The 22,480-nt window shown below is 35.2% G+C and carries 21 protein-coding genes and 1 pseudogene; all 22 read left to right on the plus strand.

Annotated features, from left to right (window positions below):
• Positions 1–33: 33 nt before the first annotated feature.
• The 22 genes and pseudogenes from AB4160_RS13000 to AB4160_RS13105 all read left to right on the plus strand — a co-directional run bounded on the left by AB4160_RS13000 (position 34) and on the right by AB4160_RS13105 (position 22,321).
• Positions 34–2,466 (plus strand): SLBB domain-containing protein, encoded by a 2,433-nt coding sequence (locus AB4160_RS13000; RefSeq protein ID WP_372004986.1) that lies wholly within the window; start codon positions 34–36, stop codon positions 2,464–2,466.
• A 65-nt stretch (positions 2,467–2,531) separates the two neighbouring features.
• Entirely contained in the window at positions 2,532–3,506 is a 975-nt protein-coding gene (locus AB4160_RS13005) for a Wzz/FepE/Etk N-terminal domain-containing protein (RefSeq protein WP_372004879.1), read from the plus strand.
• A gap of 222 nt (positions 3,507–3,728) precedes the next feature.
• Positions 3,729–4,175: an adenylyltransferase/cytidyltransferase family protein gene (locus AB4160_RS13010; protein ID WP_372004882.1), complete on the plus strand. Its 447-nt coding sequence runs from the start codon at positions 3,729–3,731 to the stop codon at positions 4,173–4,175.
• Entirely contained in the window at positions 4,175–4,774 is a 600-nt protein-coding gene (locus tag AB4160_RS13015; protein WP_372004885.1) for an SDR family NAD(P)-dependent oxidoreductase, read from the plus strand. Before AB4160_RS13010 ends, AB4160_RS13015 begins: the two co-directional genes overlap by 1 nt.
• A gap of 240 nt (positions 4,775–5,014) precedes the next feature.
• Positions 5,015–6,091 (plus strand): dTDP-glucose 4,6-dehydratase, encoded by a 1,077-nt coding sequence (rfbB, locus tag AB4160_RS13020; RefSeq protein WP_372004888.1) that lies wholly within the window; start codon positions 5,015–5,017, stop codon positions 6,089–6,091.
• A gap of 44 nt (positions 6,092–6,135) precedes the next feature.
• The gene (gene rfbA, locus AB4160_RS13025; RefSeq protein ID WP_372004891.1) at positions 6,136–7,023 is read left to right on the plus strand and encodes a glucose-1-phosphate thymidylyltransferase RfbA; all 888 of its coding nucleotides are present in this window, start codon (positions 6,136–6,138) and stop codon (positions 7,021–7,023) included.
• A complete protein-coding gene (gene rfbD, locus AB4160_RS13030; RefSeq protein ID WP_372004894.1) occupies positions 7,023–7,904 on the plus strand; it encodes a dTDP-4-dehydrorhamnose reductase in 882 nt (293 codons plus the stop codon). The genes rfbA and rfbD overlap by 1 nt, the downstream gene beginning before the upstream one ends.
• A gap of 4 nt (positions 7,905–7,908) precedes the next feature.
• Positions 7,909–8,460, plus strand: coding sequence for a dTDP-4-dehydrorhamnose 3,5-epimerase (rfbC, locus tag AB4160_RS13035; protein ID WP_372004897.1), 552 nt, complete (start codon positions 7,909–7,911; stop codon positions 8,458–8,460).
• A 186-nt stretch (positions 8,461–8,646) separates the two neighbouring features.
• Positions 8,647–8,910: an adenylyltransferase/cytidyltransferase family protein gene (locus AB4160_RS13040; RefSeq protein ID WP_372004900.1), complete on the plus strand. Its 264-nt coding sequence runs from the start codon at positions 8,647–8,649 to the stop codon at positions 8,908–8,910.
• A 596-nt stretch (positions 8,911–9,506) separates the two neighbouring features.
• A pseudogene (locus AB4160_RS13045) lies at positions 9,507–10,586 on the plus strand (ISAs1 family transposase).
• A 133-nt stretch (positions 10,587–10,719) separates the two neighbouring features.
• Positions 10,720–11,976: an oligosaccharide flippase family protein gene (locus AB4160_RS13050; protein WP_372004903.1), complete on the plus strand. Its 1,257-nt coding sequence runs from the start codon at positions 10,720–10,722 to the stop codon at positions 11,974–11,976.
• Between the two features lie 8 nt (positions 11,977–11,984).
• Positions 11,985–13,172, plus strand: coding sequence for a CDP-glycerol glycerophosphotransferase family protein (locus AB4160_RS13055; protein ID WP_372004905.1), 1,188 nt, complete (start codon positions 11,985–11,987; stop codon positions 13,170–13,172).
• Between the two features lie 49 nt (positions 13,173–13,221).
• Positions 13,222–14,130, plus strand: coding sequence for an alpha-1,2-fucosyltransferase (locus AB4160_RS13060; RefSeq protein ID WP_372004908.1), 909 nt, complete (start codon positions 13,222–13,224; stop codon positions 14,128–14,130).
• On the plus strand, positions 14,127–14,984 hold the full coding sequence (locus tag AB4160_RS13065; protein WP_372004911.1) for a hypothetical protein: 858 nt from the start codon (positions 14,127–14,129) through the stop codon (positions 14,982–14,984). Before AB4160_RS13060 ends, AB4160_RS13065 begins: the two co-directional genes overlap by 4 nt.
• Positions 14,981–16,237 carry an O-antigen ligase family protein gene (locus AB4160_RS13070; RefSeq protein WP_372004914.1) on the plus strand — a complete coding sequence of 419 codons (1,257 nt, stop codon included), beginning with the start codon at positions 14,981–14,983 and terminating at the stop codon, positions 16,235–16,237. Before AB4160_RS13065 ends, AB4160_RS13070 begins: the two co-directional genes overlap by 4 nt.
• Positions 16,238–16,345: 108 nt before the next feature.
• Positions 16,346–17,506, plus strand: coding sequence for a glycosyltransferase (locus tag AB4160_RS13075; RefSeq protein ID WP_372004917.1), 1,161 nt, complete (start codon positions 16,346–16,348; stop codon positions 17,504–17,506).
• A complete protein-coding gene (locus AB4160_RS13080; RefSeq protein ID WP_372004920.1) occupies positions 17,499–18,098 on the plus strand; it encodes a sugar transferase in 600 nt (199 codons plus the stop codon). The genes AB4160_RS13075 and AB4160_RS13080 overlap by 8 nt, the downstream gene beginning before the upstream one ends.
• Positions 18,091–18,615, plus strand: coding sequence for a DapH/DapD/GlmU-related protein (locus AB4160_RS13085; protein ID WP_372004923.1), 525 nt, complete (start codon positions 18,091–18,093; stop codon positions 18,613–18,615). The genes AB4160_RS13080 and AB4160_RS13085 overlap by 8 nt, the downstream gene beginning before the upstream one ends.
• 266 nt (positions 18,616–18,881) lie before the next feature.
• A complete protein-coding gene (locus AB4160_RS13090; RefSeq protein ID WP_372004926.1) occupies positions 18,882–19,097 on the plus strand; it encodes a phosphopantetheine-binding protein in 216 nt (71 codons plus the stop codon).
• Between the two features lie 275 nt (positions 19,098–19,372).
• Positions 19,373–20,116, plus strand: a complete 744-nt coding sequence (locus AB4160_RS13095; RefSeq protein WP_372004929.1) for an SDR family NAD(P)-dependent oxidoreductase — start codon at positions 19,373–19,375, stop codon at positions 20,114–20,116.
• 9 nt (positions 20,117–20,125) lie between these two features.
• A complete protein-coding gene (locus AB4160_RS13100) occupies positions 20,126–21,139 on the plus strand; it encodes a ketoacyl-ACP synthase III (protein WP_372004932.1) in 1,014 nt (337 codons plus the stop codon).
• Between the two features lie 6 nt (positions 21,140–21,145).
• Positions 21,146–22,321, plus strand: a complete 1,176-nt coding sequence (locus AB4160_RS13105; RefSeq protein WP_372004935.1) for a DegT/DnrJ/EryC1/StrS family aminotransferase — start codon at positions 21,146–21,148, stop codon at positions 22,319–22,321.
• Positions 22,322–22,480: the final 159 nt, after the last annotated feature.

The following is a 22,480-nucleotide window of genomic DNA, read 5'->3' on the forward strand; positions in this document are numbered from 1 at the left end:
TTGTTAACTGCTGGATTGTCAGCCTTTATTATAATGAGTTCATCAGTCCAAGCGGTAACGCCATCACCGCAGATGATAGAACAATTTAAGCAATTGCCTAAATCAGAACAACAAAGACTAGCAAAACAATATGGTGTGGATCCTTCAATTTTAACCTCACAAAGTTCAGGTGTTGCTCAAATTGAAAACCCACCTTTAGTTGAGGCGCGTAATGATAGTAATATAGTTGTTGATCAGTCAGAAGATGAAGCTTTAAATCAAGCGACTAAAACTGAAACATCAGTAAAAGCTTTAAATGACAAAAAAGAATCTCAGCTGAAACGTTTTGGCTACGATTTATTCGCTGGTAGCCCAACGACTTTTGCGCCTGTTTCAGACGTGCCGGTACCAAATGAATATATGATTGGTCCAGGGGATAACATCAATATTCAGCTTTACGGTAAGGAAAATAATAATTATCAATTAGTTGTTGGTCGTGATGGTGCTGTGCAATTCCCAGACTTAGGTCCGATTTCGCTTGTAGGAATGTCATTCTCGGAAGCAAGGGCGTTATTACAAGATAAAATTGCCCAGTCAATGATAGGTATCAATGCCAACATCACAATGGGAGAGTTACGTTCAGTTAGAATTTTTGTCGCGGGAGATGCCTTTAAACCAGGTTCTTACACCGTATCTAGCCTATCTACAATTACACAAGCACTTTTTGTTTCTGGCGGTGTTAATGAAATTGGTTCGTTACGAAATATTCAACTTAAGCGTTCAGGAAAAACGGTTGAAACGTTAGACCTATATGACTTATTAATGCATGGTGATTCATCCGGTGATAAACGTCTACAATCAGGTGATGTTGTATTTATCCCATCAGCGGGTGCTAGCGTTAGTGTAATGGGCGAAGTAAGGCGTCCTGCTATTTATGAATTAAAAAATAGTGAAACAATGGCTGACGTGCTGAAAATGGCAAGTGGTTTAAACCCTGGGGCACACCCTAAGTCAAGTGTAGTAGAACGCTATAGTGATCAAGCTGTGAAAACGGTTGTTAATGTTGATTTAACTAAAAAGTCGGATCTTACTTTAAAAGTTAAGAATGGCGATGTATTGAATGTTAAATCTGCATCGAGTCGCATAGATAATGCTATAACAATTGCTGGTGCAGTTATTCGTCCTGGTAAATATCAATGGACTAAAGGTTTAAAAGTTGCTGATTTATTACCGTCAGTGTGGGGAAATTTGACCTTATCTGCTGATTTGGATTATTCGCTTTTAATTCGTGAAATTAATCAGCGTGGCGATATTGAAGTTCACCGTATTACATTAGGAAAAGCAATTGCAGAGCCCTTTTTAGCCTCAAATTTAACTTTGCAACCTCGCGATACAATCGTTGTATTTGATTATGAAGATCGACAAGAGTTATTAAAGCCAGTTATTGAAAAACTTAAAAAACAAAGCCGATTTGGTGATGCTGCTAAGCTTGTCGATATTAATGGCAATGTGAGGTTTCCTGGAAAATATCCTCTAACCGTTAACGCCGATGTAAAAGAATTACTTATTGCAGCTGGCGGACTCGAAGAGGGAGCTTATACATTAGCAGCTGAATTAACACGTCAAAACGTGAGTGATACTGACGGGGTGTCTATTGAGCATATACAGTTAAGTTTAGATGAAGTTATGAAAAATCAAACCGACTCTAATTTAGCTCTTTTAAGTCGTGACATACTAACTGTTCGAACTTTACCTGATTGGCAGGAAACACGATGGGTTACTATTAAAGGTGAGGTTAAGTTCCCTGGTACTTACTCAATTCAACGTGGTGAGTCACTAAAAGATGTGATTGCACGAGCAGGTAGCTTTACAGAAGAGGCTGCATTAAAAAGTGCTGTTTTCTTAAGAGAATCAATTAAAGATAAAGAAAGACTTGAGTTATCAAAACTGTCAGATGAACTCAGACGTGAAATATCTGCTAAGGCCTTAACCAAAGATACACCAATGATAGGTTTTGCTGATGCGCAATTAATGCTTAAAGAACTAGAGAATGTTGAAGTTGTTGGTCGCTTAGTTATTGACTTAAATGCAATTAGCCTTGGTATTGAAGAAGCCAATTTAGAATTGGAAGATGCTGATGTTTTATATGTCCCGCCACATAATCAGACAGTATCAGTAATGGGCCAAGTGCAGCATCCTAGTACCCACCGTTATAAAGCTGGGTATACCTATAGTCAGTACTTAACAATGGCTGGTGGACCACGTAAACGCGCAGATGACGGTAGAGCCTATATCATCAAAGCAGACGGTTCAGTTGCGATGCCAAGTAGTTCATTCTGGCATAAAACAGACAGTGAGATGGAACCTGGCGATACGATTATTGTTCCACTGGATACAGAGTACAAAGACAGCTTAACTTTATGGACTCAGGTAACGGGTATTATTTATAACACTGCAGTTGCTATTTCGGCGATATCTGGGATTTAACATGGTCTAGAAAAATCCGTATATATTGATGTCACTAACCTAAAAGCCAGAGTTTAATTTTTATAATGAATAAAAACATCCCACAAAATTACACAGATGCTAATTTTACTTCGACTCCGCAAGTTGTTGCAGATGATGAAATCGATTTACGAGAGCTATTTTCAGTAATTTGGAAAGGCAAATGGTTGATCATTGCAGTAACTGCTGTCTTCGCTGTTGGTTCTGTTTTGTTTGCACTTAGTCAACCAAATACTTATAAATCAGAAGCGCTACTTTCACCGGCAGACGGGGAACAAGGTGGCGGTGGTTTAGCCGCACTTGCTGGACAGTTTGGCGGTCTTGCAAGTATGGCTGGCATCAACCTTGGTGGTGGCGGTGGTGTTGACAAAACTCAAATGGCGATAGAAGTGGTTAAATCACGTCAATTTACCAGTGAGTTTATTCAAAAGCATAATATTCTTGCCGACCTCATGGCGGCTGAAAAATGGGACATGGCATCAGATACACTCGCTTATGATGTAGATATGTTTGATGTTAAAAACAACAAATGGATTCGTGAGGTTAAAGCCCCATTTAAGCCAGAGCCTTCAATGCAGGAAGCCTACAAAGAATTTAATAAAGCTATCGCTATTAATAGTGATAAAGAAACCGGCATGGTGAAAGTGTCGGTAGAGCATTTATCACCATCAGTTGCCCAACAGTGGGTTAAATGGTTAGTAGAAGATATCAACTTAGAAATGAAACAGCGCGATGTGGCAGAAGCTCAGCGCAGTACCGCATTTCTAGAAACTCAGATAGCCCAAACTAATGTTGCAGATATTCGCACGATACTTTACCAGCTAATTGAAGAGCAAACTAAAACTATTATGTTTGCTGAAGTACGTGAAGAATACGTATTTAAAACCATTGACCCAGCATTAGTCCCAGAAGAAAAAGCAGGTCCTAAACGAGCCTTGATTTGTGTATTAGGCACAATGCTAGGCGGCATGTTAGCGGTAATGATTGTTTTAATCAGGCATTTCGTTAGAAAAGAAGATTAAACAAAGAAAAAAGAAAAAAAATGAGCCTATTGGGACTGTTTTCAAGAAAACAGTAAAACCTAGGTTCTGTATGGGATAGCGGCAATGTCGCTGTCTCAAAATGAATAAAAAGTGTCTCAGCTTGGTATTAAAGGCTGAGATGTAAATATGACAATGTTCAATAACTGTACCTAAATAGATACAATATTTAGTTATGGCCTTTCAATAGATATGGATGTGATTATGCATAGTAAAGTGGTTTATGTATCGGGAACTTTTGATTTATTTCATAGTAACCATTTAAAAATGATTAACTATGGTAAAGGTTTGGGCGATACACTAATTGTTGGTGTAAGTACTGATGAATTAGTTTGTTCTTATAAAAAACCGCCAGCGGTACCTTTTGAAGAACGTATAGCAATTGTTGAAGGGTTAAAAGCACCTGATGTGGTTATACCGCAACATACTTTAAAGCATGACTCGACAGTCCAAAACCTTAATATTGATATTTTTGTTATTGGTGATGATTGGGTTGGAAAATATGATTACTTGAAAGAGTTTGGTGTAAAAGTATTTTATTTTCCATACGGAAAAGGTGTTAGTTCGACTAACTTGAAGAAAAAAATCCATGATGATTACACTAAGTTGATTGAATCCAGTGATAAACACCCTATACCAGAGCCTAAGTAATGAATGTCTTAATTACAGGTGGAAATGGTGATTTAGCTAAAAGTATTGCTAAAAATTTAGTCTCTTTAGGGTATTGCGTATTGAGCCCTGAACGTGATCAACTAGATGTGACTGATGCTCTCAGTGTAGAAAATTACTTCAAAGATAGAGAGTTCGATATTGTTATCAACGCAGCAGGTACTTTATATAGCTCTCTCATTGCTGATTCGGATCCTAGCGAGTGGATAAAAGATATCCAAGTTAACTTAATCGGCACTTACTTAATTTGTAGACAAGCAGTCGTTGCTAACAAAAAGACAGCTATATTTAATATTGCTTCTACAGCCGCATTTAATAGTTATCCAGATTGGACTTCATATTGTGCATCTAAGGCTGGAGTTGTTACTTTATCCAAAGGTATGCATAAAGATGGATACAATGTTTGTGTTATTTGCCCCGGTGCTATAGAAACTAAAATTCGTAAAAACTTAAAAATAAACAATACTAACGTCTTATCAATAGCTGAAGGTGTAAAACCCATAATTGATGCTATTGTAAATAAGAAATTTGGCGAAGTAGTTATATATCGAAAAAATGAATATAGAGTCGAGATATTATAGTTTTTACACTTTATCTGAAACTTTCAATATTAGTCACTATTTTTTCTAGATTAAATAGCGATTTTTGTCATAAAAGTAGTGAATAGGACGTTATAGTTCGGCAAGTAGAATTGATTATTAAAATGTTTAAAGACCTTTTACTTTGGTTTAAGACAATAAAACTTTCGAGTTAACTCTTCAAAATTTATAACCTTAGATAACCATTTATCAGGTTGAATTCATCCAGTTGGGTAGTGAAAAATGAAAATTCTAGTTACAGGTGGTGCAGGCTTTATAGGATCTGCAGTTATTCGTCATATAATAAAAAAAACTAAAGATAGCGTAATTAATGTAGATAAACTAACTTATGCGGGTAATCTAGAATCATTGATTAGCATTGAAAATGATGAAAGATATGCATTTGAGCAAGTTGATATTTGTGATGCCGTAGAACTTGAACGTGTATTTAAAGAGCACAAACCTGATGCTGTGATGCATCTGGCGGCAGAGTCTCATGTAGACCGTTCAATCACTGGTCCATCCGACTTCATTCAAACAAATATAGTAGGCACTTATACGCTGCTTGAAGCCACTCGTGCATATTGGAACGAATTATCAGATGAAGCTAAAACAGCATTTCGTTTTCATCATATCTCTACTGATGAAGTGTACGGTGATTTACCTCATCCTGATGAGGTTCAAAGTGAAGATGAATTAACCTTATTCACTGAAACAACGCCTTATGCGCCAAGTAGCCCTTATTCTGCATCTAAAGCATCAAGTGACCATTTAGTGCGTTCATGGTTACGTACCTATGGTTTACCAACTATTGTAACCAACTGTTCAAACAACTACGGTCCGTATCATTTCCCTGAAAAGCTTATCCCATTAGTTATTTTAAATGCACTAGAAGGTAAGGATTTACCTATTTATGGTAAAGGTGATCAAATTAGAGATTGGTTATATGTAGAAGATCACGCGCGTGCATTATATAAAGTGGTGACAGTAGGTAAAGTTGGCGAGACCTATAATATTGGTGGCCACAATGAAAAGCAGAATATTGAAGTGGTAAAAACAATATGCTTTATTTTAGACACATTAGTACCTAAAGAGTCAGCTTATGCCGATCAAATCACTTATGTGACTGATAGACCAGGTCATGATCGCCGTTATGCTATCGATGCTACAAAAATGAGCAAAGAACTAAATTGGGAACCTGAAGAAACTTTTGAAACTGGATTACGTAAAACTATCGAGTGGTATTTAAGCAACGAAACTTGGTGTAAGCATGTTCAAGATGGTAGTTATCAAAGAGAGCGTTTAGGCATAAATGCTTAATTAGTAATTTTTAAGTTTGTCTACCATATAAAAATCGAGGATTTATGAAAGGTATTATTTTAGCAGGTGGTTCAGGTACTCGTTTATACCCACTGACTCGTGGTGTGTCAAAACAGTTGTTACCTATCTATGATAAACCAATGGTGTTTTACCCTATTTCAACGTTAATGCTAGCAGGCATTAAAGATATTTTAATCATAACCACACCTGAAGATAATGCAGGTTTTAGGCGCTTATTAGGAGATGGCTCCGATTTTGGTATTAACCTTGATTATGCTATTCAACCTAGCCCAGATGGATTAGCACAAGCTTTTATTATTGGTGAAGAGTTTATTGGTGATGACAGCGTTTGTTTAGTCCTTGGCGATAATATTTTCTACGGGCAGTCGTTTTCACAAACCCTGAAAAATGCAGCTTCGCGTGAGACAGGGGCAACAGTTTTCGGATATCAAGTTAAAGATCCTGAGCGTTTTGGTGTGGTTGAATTTGATGAGAATATGAAAGCGGTATCTATCGAAGAGAAACCAGAGACCCCAAAATCAAACTATGCTGTTACAGGTCTTTACTTCTACGACAATCGTGTTGTTGAAATGGCAAAACAAGTCAAACCTTCTCATCGTGGTGAGCTTGAAATTACAACGCTAAATGAGATGTATCTTAATGATGGTTCATTGAACGTCGAATTATTAGGTCGAGGTTTCGCTTGGCTAGATACTGGCACTCATGAAAGCCTTCATGAAGCTTCTTCTTTTGTGCAAACCATTGAAAATGTTCAAGGCCTAAAAGTCGCCTGTTTAGAAGAAATAGCATGGCGTAATGGTTGGTTGACTAATGACCAAGTTTTATCCCTTGCAAAGCCGATGATGAAGAATGAATACGGACAGTATTTGACTCGTTTAGTTAATGAAAACCAAAAGAAGGCTTTTAGTTAATGCGAGTACTAATTACAGGATGTTATGGACAAGTAGGCTGTAGCCTTACTGAGCAATTAGCTAAAGACGCTAATACAGAAGTATTAGCGCTTGATAGAGATAGCCTTGATATAACGAATCAAGAAGCCGTTAATGCAACTTTTACCGAGTTTAAACCTACGATAATTATTAATGCAGCAGCGCATACCGCAGTTGATAAAGCAGAAGAAGAAGTTGAACTTTCTTATGCGATTAATCGTGATGGACCTAAATACCTAGCACAAGCTGCGCAAGACGTAGGGGCTGCAATACTACATATATCAACGGATTATGTCTTTGAAGGCAACAAAATCGGTGAATACAAAGAAAGTGACACTACAAACCCGCAAGGTGTTTATGGCGTAAGCAAGCTTGCTGGTGAAGTTGCTGTGGCTGAAGCGTGCGATAAGCATATAATTCTCCGTACCGCATGGGTGTTTGGTGAAAATGGAAGTAACTTTGTAAAAACCATGCTGCAATTAGGGGCTACTCGTGATGCATTGAATATTGTTGGAGATCAGTTTGGTGGGCCTACCTATGCAGGTGATATTGCTAACGCTTTAATTCAAATAGCTAAACGAATAGAGCAAGGTGATGCTATTGAATATGGATTATTTCACTTCTCGGGTTTACCTCATGTAAGTTGGTGCGAGTTTGCAGAAACTATTTTTGATAAAGCACTCGAGCAAGATGTAATTAACAAAAAGCCATTCATTAGTAGTATCACTACAGAGCAATACCCAACACCGGCAAAGCGACCTAGTAACTCTCGTTTAAGTACTGACAAAATTAGCAATATATTTTCTATTGAAGCAAGTGATTGGAAAATGGCATTAAATAATATTCGAGCCTACACAGAGTAAAATCATGAAAGTAATAAATACCAGTATTCCTGATGTGAAAATTATAGAGCCTAGTGTGTTTGGTGACGAACGCGGTTTCTTTATGGAAACCTGGAATCAAAAGCAATTCGAGGAACTAGTGACCGGAACTCCCACTCAATTTGTGCAAGATAACCATTCAAAATCCAAGAAAGGAATATTGCGTGGTTTACATTACCAGACTGAAAATACTCAAGGGAAACTAGTTCGTGTAGTTTCTGGAGAGGTTTTTGATGTGGCTGTTGATATTCGAAAGGGTTCACCGACGTTCGGTCAATGGGTAGGTGAATACCTTTCTGCGGAGAATAAGCGTCAACTTTGGGTACCTAAAGGGTTTGCCCATGGGTTTTATGTAACTAGCGATGAGGCTGAATTTGTATATAAATGTACTGATTACTACCATCCTAAATCCGAAGTAAGTATAGCCTGGAATGATACTGATATAGGTATTGTTTGGCCTTCAAATATAAAACCATTATTATCAGATAAAGATTTTAATGCCGTAAAAATGAATTCGTTGAATTTGCTTTCGATTTAAATTATTTAAATAAAATCATTACTGCTAAAAGCAAGGTTATATCCTTTTTAAAGCGTGTGAATAGAGGTCGTTAAAGCCATTATCAATGAGTTTATCAATCTAAATGTAAAAACGGAACAAGGCGTAAACTATGAAAACCATTATTACCATGGGACATTTGATTTGTTTCATCTTGGCCACATACGATTGCTTAAAAGACTAAGCGCACTTGGTGACCGATTAATTGTTGGGATTTCATCTGATGAATTTAATGCCGCTAAAGGGAAAAGTTCATTTTTTAGTTACGAAGAGCGTGCTGATATAATTGAAAGCTGCAAATATGTGACAAAAGTATTCCCTGAGTCGAACTGGGAACAAAAAAGAAGTGACGTTATAAAATATAAAGCAGATATATTTGCCATGGGGGACGATTGGGAAGGTAAGTTTGATGAGCTAAAAGATATTTGTTAGGTTGTTTACCTCCCAAGAACAGAAGATATATCCACGACAGATATAAAAAAAGCATTATCTAGAATAGATAATGTGGAGCTAGATAAGATCGAAGCATCTTTACATGGTGTAATAGAAATAGTGAAAAGTCTTTCGTTGAAGTGACTGATGTAGGCTTTGGATTGCTAAGGATTAGTATTAGATACTTAAAAAAATCCGTACACTCACGTGGCATGTTCTAAATGTATTTAAATATTGTTGGTATATTTTCATTTCCTTAATCGTCGCGATGTAGAGTGTTTTAAGACGTTAAAAGTTATTAAACCATGAAGGGACTCTAAAAAAGTGTGTAAAGCTATAACTGAATTCGTAGAACTGGTTGGTGACTTAATCTATATTCAACTAATTATGAACACCAGTAATGTTTTTCGGTAAAATAAAATATAGTACTCGATATATCATGAAAGTAAGTTTTGATATAACTTTCTTATTGGTTGAAAATTAAATAAATACAGTACCAAGTCCATAGTAAGAATTGAAATCCTTTCTGGAGAAGAAAGATCGATTTAACGGTCACATTGGTCTGTTATCTTATACGCTCTTTTTAGGGATCTAACATGGACATAGACAGTTTCAAAGAGCATTTTAAAGCCATTGTATACAAATGCCAAAGCGCGAGTTTACTATGCTTGGACACTCTATGCGCGAAGGCGCTAAAGGCTGGTTTCACATTCGCGAGTACATTCAAGAACATCTGGATTGGTTTGAAAAGAATGACATGTACACTGGTGATATTTTCGCTGACGACACTATCGCTCGGATCATATCGACAATAGAGCCTTAGCAGTTTCACTGTGTTTTTTTAACTGCATGCAATCGCTACATAAGTTGGCAAATGATCAAGAGAATGCAATCGATGGTAAAACGCTTTGCTGCTCATATAACCTAGAGGACAGTGCCTACGCAATCCATATGATTAGTATTTACGTTTCTTCTGACAAATTGGTACTAGGGCGCTAAAAGCTGATCAAAATAGCAACTAGATTACAGCATACCCGAACTTTTAAAGATGCTTGGCCTACGTGGTGCTCTTTTGATAATCGATGCAATGAATTGCTAAACAAGATTTCCAAACCCATAGTAAATCAAGGTGAAGACCACTTGCTTGTGGTTTAAAATAACCAAGGCTAGTTGCGTAAAGCTGTAGTAAAAGCCTCAAGCCATCAAACTGCTACGGCAACTGAAGACATCGGATTTGTATGAGGTTATGGCCGTATGGGGTCTCGCCAGTCTTCTGTACTCAATAGTGGCCAACCAGAACGAAATTACCATGTTGGACAGGACTATAAACATCATCAAGGTTTAAGATTTCGATATGAAAATTGGAAATTCATGAGCTTAGAAAACCGCTATTACATTATCTCTAAGTCACCAATGGGCTGAGCAAGCCGCGAGTGTTATACGTGGCACCGTGGGATAGAATCGATGCATTGACTTCCTGATGTCATCATGAGTGAAGGTACCTGTCAGATATACAAAGAAAACGGAGCGGACAAATTGTTTTTCCTGTGTCACATAGCCCACAATATGCTTAGGGCTCAGCCAACGAAGTTGAGCATTGTTGTAAAACAAAAGCGACGCTTAATGAATACATCAATGTTGGAAAGGTGTTGATTCCAGGGTTATCTAAAAACTGAACACACATGCTGTTACCTAGACTTAAAGCCTGTTTGAATTGATTAGGCGACAAGCGAAGACCCCGGCGACTGGTTGACATAGCCAATTACGTAAGCTAAAACATAGTTGTAAATAAGAGTGGTACGTCTGTAAATGTTGAAAATAATTAATGCTTTAAATAGAATAAATTCACATAGCGTAACAAGGAATACGGTAGCTTTATTGGTTTTGCAAGTAATAACAATGATAGCACCGTTGATAGCCCTACCTTATTTAACTAGAGTTTTAGGTGTTGATGGTTTTGGAATTGTCATGTTGGTATTTTCTGCTTGTGCTATTGCAATGATAATAACTGACTTTGGTTTTAATTTGTCTGCCACATATAAAATATCAAAGCATAGGCAGGATAAATTATATATTAATGAGCTGGTTGGTGCTATTTTTTTAATAAAAATAGCACTAATTTGTGCGGTGCTTTTTACTTTGTTTGTCTATAGTTATTATGTCGGCGGAACTATTGCCGGGAAAACACTACTTATCTATATAGGCATAAATATTGTAGCTCAAGCTTTCATTCCAACTTGGTTTTTTCAAGGGATTGAAAAGATGAAAAATGTGACTTATTTCATGGTTTTTTCAAAGCTAAGTTATTTATTTTTAGTTTTTACTTTTATAAAAGTCGAATCAGATATTGATCTAGTTATTTTGTTTTATGCTCTAAGTAATTTGGTTGCGGCTTGCATCGCAATTAGGTTGATTTATATTAATGGCTACTCTATAGCGTATCCTAAATCTCTAAGTGTAGGTGCTGTTTTTAAAGATAGCTTTCAATTCTTTATTTCTAGAGCAGCAGTCTCTATATATACAGCGGCTAGTACATTCCTAGTGGGAGCAGGTGCTGGCATTCAACAAGCTGCAATGTATAGTGCAAGTGAAAAGGTATATCAAGCATCACAAAGTATATCAGGCCCCATTTCTCAAGCGCTTTTTCCTTATATGGCACAACATAAGGATAACAAATTGTTATTCAAAATCATTGCCTATATTGGACTGCCACTAGCTATTATTTGTTGTTTGATAGGCTTCTGGGCTGAAGATATAATGGCTTTAATCTTTGGTTATGACTTCAAAAATGCTGGTGATATTTTACAAATTTTTTTATTTATTACAGTTATTAATTTTGTATCAGTTAACTTTGGTTATCCTGCATTTGCAGGTCTAGATAAAGTAAACGTCGCCAATTATACAGTAATGCTTGGAGCTTTAATTCAGGCTATATGCCTGCTAGTATTGTTTTTTCTAGATAGGGTTTCAGCAATTACTGTCGTCTCATCAGTGTTGATTAGCGAATTATTTATAATGTCCAGCAGGGTTGCTTTGTATAAATATTATTGTAGATTAAAAAATTGATATAGAGAATGAGTCCAATTATGCATGTTTGTAAGAAGTGTTTTGAATATTTGTTTAGATTTATTTGTTTTTGTTTGGCGAGCTTAATACCTAAAAGAAAGTCAATTTGGGTGTTTGGAGCTTGGTTTGGTCAAAGTTTTTCAGATAACCCTAAATACTTATATCAATATATATATGCTCTAAAGCATAAATCGATTAAACCTATATGGGTGACAAAAAATAGTGAAGTAGTTTCAGAGTTAACAGCAAAAGGTATGAATGTTTATTACTACAAAAGTTTTAAAGGTATTTACTACCAATTAGTGTCTAAGGTCGTGTTTGTTGGCCATTCAGTTTCTTCTGATTTAAACCCTTATTGTATTGGGTTAAATACCAAAAGAGTACAACTATGGCACGGTATACCTTTTAAAAAAATTGGTTTCGACGATACTATTCACACAAACAAAAGCCTCTTAGCGAAGAAGCTTTCAAAAGTAATTTCTTTTTTTAATAACAACAGATATAATATTGTTACCTCTACAGGAGAGTTTTGTTCCAACCACTTCTCATCTGCATTTGGGATTCCTTTAGAACGAATAATTAATACTGGATTTCCACGTAACGACGTATTTAATAGGAGTGCTATTGATAGAGAAAAATCCGGTATTTTTAAAGTTATTTATATGCCTACTTTTCGGGGGGATATAGGTGACGAATTTGATTTATTTGCCAAATTTGGTTTTGATACTGAAAAGTTAGAGATGATTTTTGATAGTGCCAATGTTGAATTGCATATAAGAACTCACCCAGCTAATAAACCATCAGATTTTTTAATGTCTAAGTTAAAAAAATCTAACAGAATTTTTTTATCAACAATAAGTGATATTTATGAAGAAATTAACTGCTATGATTGTTTGATAACTGATTATTCTAGTATCATGTTTGACTTTGCACTAACGAGCAAACCAATTTTATTTGCTCCATTTGATTTAGACTGTTATCTGAGTGAAGATAGAGAGCTATATTACTCATATGAAGAAGTTTCCGGTGGGGTTAGCTATCATAATTGGGAAGAACTAGCTAAAGGCATAATAAAAGCAAAAGAAATGATTGATACACAGCCACCACTGTTCCTTCAGTCATTTCATAATAATATATCATCTTGTGAAGATGAGTACTCAAAGTGTGTTTTTGAGTATGTAAAATCTAGTTTATAAATTATTTTGTGCAGACTTTTCTGGTGAAATAGAGATAAGGTTTATATTTATGATTGTAGTGAAGGTTATAGGGGGGTTGGGCAATCAACTTTTTCAAATTGCTTACGCTATTAATGTCGCAAATAGATTTAATCATGATAAAATCTATTTAGATATTACTGCTTTTGAAACTTATAAAATAAGATCATTTTCCGCTTTGAATTTATGCTTGCCATCTAACATTGTAGTTCTGAGTAATAATGATTTGGCTTTTAAACAGCGATATTTTTTTAGACTAACTCAAGTTTGTTATCGTGTATTCCAAAAGTTCTTAAAAGTGTGTGGTTTGGTTAATAATTTTGGCAAGTATCCATTTAAATTTCTTTCTAAGTTCGGGCTTTTATATAATTTTGATAACTTCCATTACGATACAAAAGCTATAAATAGCGAAGTTATATCTATATATGGCTATTTTCAAAGTGAAAAATATTTTGAAGAGTGCAAATCAATTGTAGATAACTCATTTAGAGTTAAAGTAAATCCTACAAAAAATGAAAGTGACTACCTTGCCATTATAAATTCCTCTACATCAATAGCAGTCAGTATGAGGCTCGGTACTGATTATACATCATCAAAAATTTTAAATGTTTGTGACAAACAATTTTATCTAAGTTCTATTGAGGAGCTTAAAAATAGGATTAAGAACCCTAAGTTCTTTATTTTTAGCGATGAGATAGGTAAGGCGAAAGATTACTTGGGTGATAACAATGATTATATCTATATTGAAGGTTGTAATGATTATGAAAGCTTAAGGTTGATGTATAGTTGCAAGCACTTTGTTATATCAAATAGTTCATTTTCTTGGTGGGGGGCATATTTGAGCCGTTCTTCGCAAAAAATCATACTTGCTCCCGAAAAATGGTACAGTGATATGGATAAAACAATTGATATATATAATGATAAAATGAGTAAAAGATGAGATTTTTTTGCGGAATAACTATTTACCACCCAAGTGACTCGGATATTGTTTATATTTCTGAGCTATCTAGAGTTTTTGAGCAAGTTATCGTATTCGATAATACAGAAGGATGTATTTCAAATTTAAACAAAACCATATTAGATGATTCGAATGTATTGATTTTGTCAAATGGAAAAAATGATGGTTTATCTTTTGCCTTCAATGAGATTTGCTTTTATTTTTATAATGGTTTGGATGAAGTTCGTAATAGTTATGTGTGTATTTTTGATCAAGATAGTAGAATACCACAATTATCTATTAAAAATTTGATGTCTGTAATATCAAGGCAGAAACATAACGATGTTGCAATATATGCGCCTAGGGTAGCATATGGTGACTCTATAATTGACTGTAAACCTGAAGTAACCGAAGCTGAATGGGTTATTAGTTCCGGTAGTTTTCTTAATTTGGAACTTTTCAAGGATATTGGTCCATTTGACGAAAATTACTTTATAGATAGACTTGATTATGATTATTGCTATGAGGCAAGAAAACAGGGTTTCAAAGTAAAAGTAATAGAAAGTACTGTGTTAAGACAAAAACTTGGTGAGCCTAAAGCGTTATTTGGGATTGAGTATTCTGAGCATAATTCAATAAGAAATTACTATATGGCAAGAAATCGAGTCTATTTTTACCTGAAAAATAAAGAGCATTTTTCATTTCTATATTTAAGAATTGCAATTTCTTCACTTAAACAGCTAGTGAAAGTTATCATTTTCGATTCAGAAAAAATGAAAAAAGTTCAATATATACTAAAAGGGAGCTGGGATGGTATGAATGCACGTATGGGGAAGTTAATAACTGAGGTTGTATGACACTTTCTTTTTATGAGTATATTTATAGAACGGCCTTATTTGGCTTTCTATTCCTAATGCTTAATTTTTCAGGCGATTTTACTATTTTAAAATTAATTGTTTTAATCGTTTTGTTTGGTTTTTCTTTGTTTGAAGTGTTCTTTAGGAAAGGCATATTCATATCCAAAAAATTTGTTGGTTTTCTCTTGCTTTTATTGAGTTTGTTCTCGGTTTCTTATCTCCATGGTCTTTCTAATGGGTTTGAATTTAGCACAAGTCTTTTAAATAGTATAATATTAATGCCTCTAATATGTGCTGTATTATCTGTTGTTATTAATAAAGAAAGGCTCTTGTTTATTAATAATACCCTGGTTGTAGCGACTGCGTTTCTTTTGTTGTTAAGCTTCTTCTATGTAGGTAGTAAAGTTGGTCTGTATCAAATGCCTAGCTTTTTGGTTGAAATGAAAACGTTTGGAGGTGTTAAAATAGGTGAAGAACAACTAGAGTTTCGTCTTACAAATCAACCATCGCTTATATTTCTTTTGCCATATATCTCAACGATGCTTTTTTTTGATAAATCATCTAATAAGAAGCTATTGTCGATATTAATGTTTTTTGGGTTTATTATCGTTGTTTTGTCGGGGCGGCGGAGTCTTCAAGTTTTATTTTTCTTCGGAATTTTTCTAAATGTATTATTGTATATTCTTAAATATAATGTCGATTTGAAATTTCTATTTAGGCTTTTGTTTGGTTCTCTTGTTTTTGTTGTAATTTTAATTATAATTTTTGAAATAATAGGGTATATCACAGGCTTGAAAAGCCCTTTGGATACATTTTTGAATACGGTATTGCTAGCGTTTGACAAGAACGATGCTTCTGGAGCAATTAGGAATTATCAGGCCGAGGTTTTATTAAATTATTTTAATGATTCACCAATTTATGGTCATGGATTGAACTCTCATCCAGTCTATATACGAAATGCTATTGAAAAATGGTCATATGAGTGGGTCTATTTGGCTTTTTTGGCGCAGAATGGATTCTTGATAACAATGGTTTTACTTTCTTGCTTTGTGGGTATTGCATTAAAATTGTTAATGAATTTTAAATGTAGTGATAGGGTAGAAAATACTATCTTTGGTTCAATTTTTAGTGGTTATGTATGTTTTGTTATAGCGTCATCTAGTAATCCCATGGTTTATTTTTCATGGTTTTGGTTTTTGTCTATTATCGTTTTTAATGGCTGCTTTAAAAATAGATTTCGCAGGCCGCTGTAGTTTTTTGTAAAATATAATGTGCTTGGCATGTTAATGTGCTTCAGGTATGTTATTTTCGCGTTTTTTTTCATAAAGCTTCTTACTATTATAATGAAATAAGGTTTTCTTTTGAAAAGTAAAATATTAATAGTTGCACCATTTTGTTCATTACCAAATGAACCGAGTTTTAATCGCTTCCTTTATATAGCAGAGTTGCTTTCTAATAGTTATGAAGTTACTTTACTTACAAGTAACTTTAGGCATTTTGACAAATGTTTTAGGGATAAAGAATTGCCTGGCAACCTTAATTATAAAATTCAGTATATTAACGAGGTCGGTTATAAGAAAAATGTATCCCTTTCAAGGCTTTATAGTCATAAAGTCTTTTCGGTTAACTTTGATAAGTGGTTTCAGAAAAATAATGAATTTGACTTGGTTTATTCAGCATTCCCATTAATAGAAACTAATTTGATATTGTCAAAGTATAAAAGTAAGTTTGGTTTTAAGTTGATTGTAGATGTTCAAGATGTATGGCCTGAATCTATTTGTTCAGCTTTTCCTTTGTTAGATTTATTACCAGAAAGGTTCTTGCCGTTTACTAAAAAAGCTAATTGTGCTTATGCTTCTGCAGATGCTTTAATCGCAGTGTCAAAAACATATTTAGATAGAGCAGCCTCAGTGAATAGTAAGGCCGCTGGAGATGTGGTTTACATTGGAAGTGACTTTAATATTATTGCTAAATCTGTCCCTAAGGAAAAGGAAGAGGACAAATTTATTTTGTCTTACATTGGTACTTTAAGTCATAGTTACGATGTCGAAACTGTTATACTAGCAGTTAATGAGTTGGTGACCCAGAATTATCCAATAGAGTTCCATATATTTGGGTGCGGCCCTTTTGAGGATAAATTAAAATCCTTGGCTGGTAAATCTGTTTTCTTTAACGGATTTATAAATTTGGACGAACTTTTTTCATTTTTGAAATCTTCAGACGTTGCAGTTAATGCGATAAAAAAAGCAGCAAAGCAGTCTATTACTAATAAACTCTCTGATTTCATGAGTTTGGGGATTCCTATTTTAAACAGTCAAACGAATCCAGAGGTGCAGGAAGTCTTGAACACGGTTTGCCATGCTAATTATGAAGCTGGTAATATTCAGGATGCAAAATTGAGAATTGTAGAATTGTATAACAGCCGAAAAAGTTTAATGTTTCGTCCTAATACCGATTTTGACAGGTCAATAGGTTATCAAAGGATATTAAATATTGTAGAAGGGTTACTTGACCATGATTAAAAGAATGATGGATATTCTCGTATCTCTATTAGCATTAATTGCTCTTTCTCCAGTGATGCTTATCACTGTCCTGCTAATTCATAAAAAGCTTGGAAGCCCCGTCTTATTCTGCCAACAACGACCAGGCTTAGATGGTAAACCATTCAATATGTTAAAATTTCGAAGCATGAAAGATGCGACGGATGCAGATGGCAATCAATTACCTGATGATGAGCGCTTAACATCTTTTGGGGAAAAGCTGCGCGCAACTAGTTTAGATGAATTGCCAGGTCTTATTGCGGTTTTAAAAGGCGATATGAGTTTAGTCGGACCTCGTCCTCTATTGATGCAATATTTGCCCTTGTATAATGAGCATCAAGCCAAACGACATAACGTTAGACCAGGTATTACAGGTTGGGCTCAAGTGAACGGAAGAAACGCTATTAGCTGGGAGCAAAAATTTGATTTTGATACTTGGTATGTCGAAAATCAATCCCTTTTGTTAGATATTAAGATTTTGCTGTTGACGGTACAAAAAGTAATTGTCAAAGAGGGTATTTCATCTGAAGGGCATGTTACAGCAAAACCATTCAAAGGTAATAAAAATGATTAATGGCACAATATACAATCTAGCTAAGATAATTAATTTAGAGAATTTACACCTTGGCGAAAAAAGTCAAATAGATGATTTCTGCTTTATCAATGCTGGTAAGATTACAGACATTGGCCGAAATGTTCATATAGGTTCATTTACATCTATTGTTGGGGGAGGGGAGTGTATTATTGGTGATTTTGCTGGTTTGAGTGCTGGTTGTAGGATTATCACTGGAAGCGATGACTTCTCAGGTCCATTTTTGACAAACCCTACTGTACCATCTGAGTTCACCAATGTGACGCTTAACAAAGTTGAGATTGGTCGCCATGCCATAATAGGAACTAATAGTATTATCTTTCCCGGTGTTACTATAGGTGAGGGATGTGCAGTTGGTGCAGGCGCTATTATTCATAAAAATCTAAAACCATGGACAGTGTATGTGTCTATCGATGGTAAACTAAGAGAACTAAAGCAAAGAAATAAACAAGCTATTCTTGAAATGGAATATCAATATTTGCTAAGTCAAAGCGATTAATATCTTATTTACAGTATCTTTATCTCAAGAAGAGCCAAGTTCGCTTTATTCAGTCCTAATTAGTAAAGACTATTTATAGGCTCTAATTAGAGGTGTAAGTGAAGTTGCTAGACCCTTGAAATAAAGATACCTTTATATTGGTAATTTCATAGCTATTATGTAATGGATAGGCTGTTTTTTACTAAATGCTTATTAAATACTATTAGTCGTTAGTAAGTAATAAAGTAACTATGTTGATAACACTTAAAGTACAATTGGAGTTTGTAATGTCAAAAGAAATAGAATTGTTAAAAATAATTGCAGAAATATTGGAAGTGGATGAAGTTAATCAAGGTACAAAACTTGATGCTGAAAACTGGGATTCGCTTGCAGTTATAAGCTTTATTTCTGAAGTGGATTCAAATTTTAACATTGTACTGTCACCATCTCTGGTTGGTGGTGCTTCAGAAGTGAAGAACTTAATTGATTTGGTTCAGAATTAATTAGTCGTTAAGTCAAGAGTTTATTAAGTTTAAACTTATAGTTTTTCATGGGTTTGGTTGTATGGGGCGTTCATCAATGTTTTTGTTTGTTAAGCGCTCTGTGATCTTTTGTTTAAATATCAATTGTTATAAACTTTTCCTTGGTGCCATGTGTTTAATTCAAAAATACAAGTATTTTTTTGTAATCACCATACTGTTTTTTTTATGTTTTAGTATCAATTATAATTATTTGTATTATATGTGTGTGATGTATTAATTTATGAGTCAAGTATTGTATGAAAAATAAAAATATTTTAATTACTGGGGCGTCATCAGGACTGGGTAAAGCTATTGCTATATATTTCAGTAAAAAAGGCGCACGGCTTATCTTAAGTGGTCGTGATCATACTAGATTGAAAAAAACACATTCTTTGCTAACTGGAACAGATCATTTAATTATTTCTGCAGATGTTTCAAATGTTCAAGATGTGAAGAACTTAATGGAGTCCGCAAATAACCAAGTAGGTATGCTTGATGTTGTTGTTCATTGTGCTGGAATACAAAAAACAATCCCTTTACAAGTTATTAATGAATCTCATTTTGACCAAGTTTTTGATACTAATGTTAAGAGTTCTCAGTTTTTAGCCAAAAATTTTAGAAGAAAAGGTTTTTTCAATCCTAATGGCTCAAGTTTAATATTTATCAGTTCAGTTGCTGCATTTTGTGGGGAGCCCGCAGTTTCTACTTATGCCGCCTCAAAGGCTGCGTTGATTGGGCTCTCTAAATCTTTAGCCATTGAATTATCAAGGTGTAACATTCGAGTGAACTGTATTGCTCCAGGTCATGTAGAGACAGAAATGAATGAAGAATTTAGTAAGCAATTAACAAAAGAACAGAAAAGTAAAATATCGGAAAAGCATCCTTTAGGACTTGGTATTCCAGAAAATATTGCCCACGCTGCTGCATTCCTTGCTAGTGATAAATCATCGTGGATTACTGGTACTACTTTAGTGGTAGACGGTGGTTACAGTGCACATTAAGGAGGTTTTATGAAGTCTTATATTTCAGCTATTTCGTCTTATCTACCCAATGATATTCTTGACAATGAAGAGCTTTCAAAACAATTCCCAGATTGGAGTGTTGAAAAGATTTTTGATAAAACAGGAATAAGTTCAAGGCACATTGCAGGATTGAATGAAACATGTTCTGATATGGCCGTTTCTGCTTGTGAAAATCTATTTAATGAGAATGCTATAAGTAAAGCTGAAATAGATTGCCTTCTACTTTGCACGCAAAGTCCCGATTATAAGTTACCTACAACAGCGTGTTTAGTTCAGAATAGATTAAATTTACCAATATCATGTGCAGCCTTAGATTTCAATTTAGGTTGCTCAGGTTATGTATATGGACTGAGCTTAGCTAAAGGGCTCATAGAATCTGGTCAAGCTAAAAATATTTTATTAGTGACTTCAGAGTTGTACTCTAAATATATTGCCGATGGTGATAAGAGTGTTAGGACTCTATTTGGAGATGCAGCAACTGCCACATTGATATCGGGTAAAAATTCAGACTTTGATTCGATAGGGCCATTTGTGTTTGGTACTGATGGTTCTGGTGCGGATAATCTTATAGTGCCTCATGGCGGAAATAAATTCCCAATCGATGCAAACTCATCTGTTGAATACGAAGATGCAAGCGGTAATGTTCGCTCACCCAAAGATTTATATATGAATGGTGGTGAAATATTTACTTTTACATTGAACTCAGTTCCTAAAAGCTTTAACGATTTACTTATTAAGGCTGGCTATGAAAAAGATGATATTGATTATGTCATATTCCATCAAGCTAATAAATTCATGCTAGAACAGTTACGGAAAAAATGTAAAATTTCTAAGGATAAATTCCTCACTTCTTATGAATTTTTTGGAAACACAGTTTCATCAACAATTCCTTTAGGTTTAAAGACTGCAATTGATCAGAATCAATTCAAATCCGGTGACAAAATTATGTTAATTGGTTTTGGTGTTGGTTATTCATGGGCTGGTACAGTTATTAATTGGTAAATCTATATGTTAAATACTCCATTTTCGCCTTGGCCATCTTTTTCTCAAGAAGAAGCTGATGCAGTTAGTCGCGTCCTACTGTCAAATAAAGTCAATTATTGGACTGGTCAAGAATGTCGAAACTTTGAAAAAGAATTTGCGGCTTGGGTTGGTTGTGATAATGCAATTGCTCTAGGTAACGGCACTTTAGCTCTAGACCTTGCGTTGAAAGCGCTAAGTGTTGGTGTGGATGACGAAGTTATTACTACTCCTCGCACGTTTCTAGCTTCTGCATCCTCAATTGTGACTAGTGGCGCTACTCCGATTTTTACAGATGTCAGCTTAGAAAGCCAAAATATTACAGCAGAATCAATTGAAGCTGTGTTAACGCCACAAACCAAAGCTGTGATTGTTGTTCATCTTGCTGGCATGCCCGCTGACATGGACGCTATTATGGTGCTTTCTGAAAAACATGACTTTAAGGTTATTGAGGACTGTGCTCAAGCACATGGTGCAAAGAACAAAGGCCGAAGTGTTGGTTCTATTGGCCATATCGGTGCCTGGTCATTCTGTCAGGATAAAATCATGACCACTGGTGGTGAAGGTGGGATGGTTACAACTAATGATAAAGAGTTATGGTCAACAATGTGGTCTTATAAAGATCATGGTAAAAGTTTTGATGCGATTTATAACCGTGAACATCCACCAGGGTTTCGTTGGTTACATGAAAGCTTTGGCACAAATTGGCGCATGACTGAAATGCAGGGAGCTATTGGACGTATTCAATTAACTCGAATGCAAGGCTGGACAGCTAAACGTCAATCCAATGCTAAAGCGATAGATGAAGCTGTTGCTGATATAAATGTCGTTCGAACTGTTCTTGTGCCTGATTATATTGAACATGCAGAATACAAGCATTATATGTTTGTTAAACCTGAAAACTTAGCCGTAGGCTGGTCAAGAGACCGTATCGTAGATGAAATTATGGCTCTTGGTGTTCCAGCTTTTCAAGGTAGTTGCTCAGAGGTATATCTTGAAAAAGCCTTTGATAATACTCCATGGCGCCCTGAGATACGTTTACCAAATGCGGTTGAACTAGGGGAAACCAGTTTAATGTTTTTAGTTCATCCAACTTTGACTAAAGCTGAGATAGATAGAACATGTGAAGTTATTCGCAGTGTTTTGTTATCTGCACAAAAGTAGTCCGAACTGTCCTATCTATCTATTATGATTTTAGCGCTAGAGTATTGATTTACTTAAACTAGCGCTAATTTTTTCTGTCTCATTATCAAAAAAGTCGATAAAAATGTGTCTCATCGGTTTTTTGTTCACATTTATTCCTACAATTCCAGAGTAGTGCAC

The sequence above is a fragment of the Shewanella sp. 10N.286.51.B8 genome (assembly GCF_041469325.1).
Lineage (GTDB): Bacteria > Pseudomonadota > Gammaproteobacteria > Enterobacterales > Shewanellaceae > Shewanella.

What these genes read in the sequence shown, in the direction of transcription:
- rfbC (WP_372004897.1), top strand. Translation starts at nt 7,909, where the DNA reads ATGAAAGTAATAAATACCAGTATTCCTGATGTGAAAATTATAGAGCCT.
- AB4160_RS13000 (WP_372004986.1), top strand. Translation starts at nt 34, where the DNA reads ATGAGTTCATCAGTCCAAGCGGTAACGCCATCACCGCAGATGATAGAA.
- rfbA (WP_372004891.1), top strand. Translation starts at nt 6,136, where the DNA reads ATGAAAGGTATTATTTTAGCAGGTGGTTCAGGTACTCGTTTATACCCA.
- AB4160_RS13070 (WP_372004914.1), top strand. Translation starts at nt 14,981, where the DNA reads ATGACACTTTCTTTTTATGAGTATATTTATAGAACGGCCTTATTTGGC.
- AB4160_RS13105 (WP_372004935.1), top strand. Translation starts at nt 21,146, where the DNA reads ATGTTAAATACTCCATTTTCGCCTTGGCCATCTTTTTCTCAAGAAGAA.
- AB4160_RS13005 (WP_372004879.1), top strand. Translation starts at nt 2,532, where the DNA reads ATGAATAAAAACATCCCACAAAATTACACAGATGCTAATTTTACTTCG.
- AB4160_RS13090 (WP_372004926.1), top strand. Translation starts at nt 18,882, where the DNA reads ATGTCAAAAGAAATAGAATTGTTAAAAATAATTGCAGAAATATTGGAA.
- AB4160_RS13100 (WP_372004932.1), top strand. Translation starts at nt 20,126, where the DNA reads ATGAAGTCTTATATTTCAGCTATTTCGTCTTATCTACCCAATGATATT.
- AB4160_RS13015 (WP_372004885.1), top strand. Translation starts at nt 4,175, where the DNA reads ATGAATGTCTTAATTACAGGTGGAAATGGTGATTTAGCTAAAAGTATT.
- rfbD (WP_372004894.1), top strand. Translation starts at nt 7,023, where the DNA reads ATGCGAGTACTAATTACAGGATGTTATGGACAAGTAGGCTGTAGCCTT.
- AB4160_RS13060 (WP_372004908.1), top strand. Translation starts at nt 13,222, where the DNA reads ATGATTGTAGTGAAGGTTATAGGGGGGTTGGGCAATCAACTTTTTCAA.
- AB4160_RS13065 (WP_372004911.1), top strand. Translation starts at nt 14,127, where the DNA reads ATGAGATTTTTTTGCGGAATAACTATTTACCACCCAAGTGACTCGGAT.
- AB4160_RS13055 (WP_372004905.1), top strand. Translation starts at nt 11,985, where the DNA reads ATGAGTCCAATTATGCATGTTTGTAAGAAGTGTTTTGAATATTTGTTT.
- AB4160_RS13085 (WP_372004923.1), top strand. Translation starts at nt 18,091, where the DNA reads ATGATTAATGGCACAATATACAATCTAGCTAAGATAATTAATTTAGAG.
- AB4160_RS13010 (WP_372004882.1), top strand. Translation starts at nt 3,729, where the DNA reads ATGCATAGTAAAGTGGTTTATGTATCGGGAACTTTTGATTTATTTCAT.
- rfbB (WP_372004888.1), top strand. Translation starts at nt 5,015, where the DNA reads ATGAAAATTCTAGTTACAGGTGGTGCAGGCTTTATAGGATCTGCAGTT.
- AB4160_RS13080 (WP_372004920.1), top strand. Translation starts at nt 17,499, where the DNA reads ATGATTAAAAGAATGATGGATATTCTCGTATCTCTATTAGCATTAATT.
- AB4160_RS13050 (WP_372004903.1), top strand. Translation starts at nt 10,720, where the DNA reads ATGTTGAAAATAATTAATGCTTTAAATAGAATAAATTCACATAGCGTA.
- AB4160_RS13095 (WP_372004929.1), top strand. Translation starts at nt 19,373, where the DNA reads ATGAAAAATAAAAATATTTTAATTACTGGGGCGTCATCAGGACTGGGT.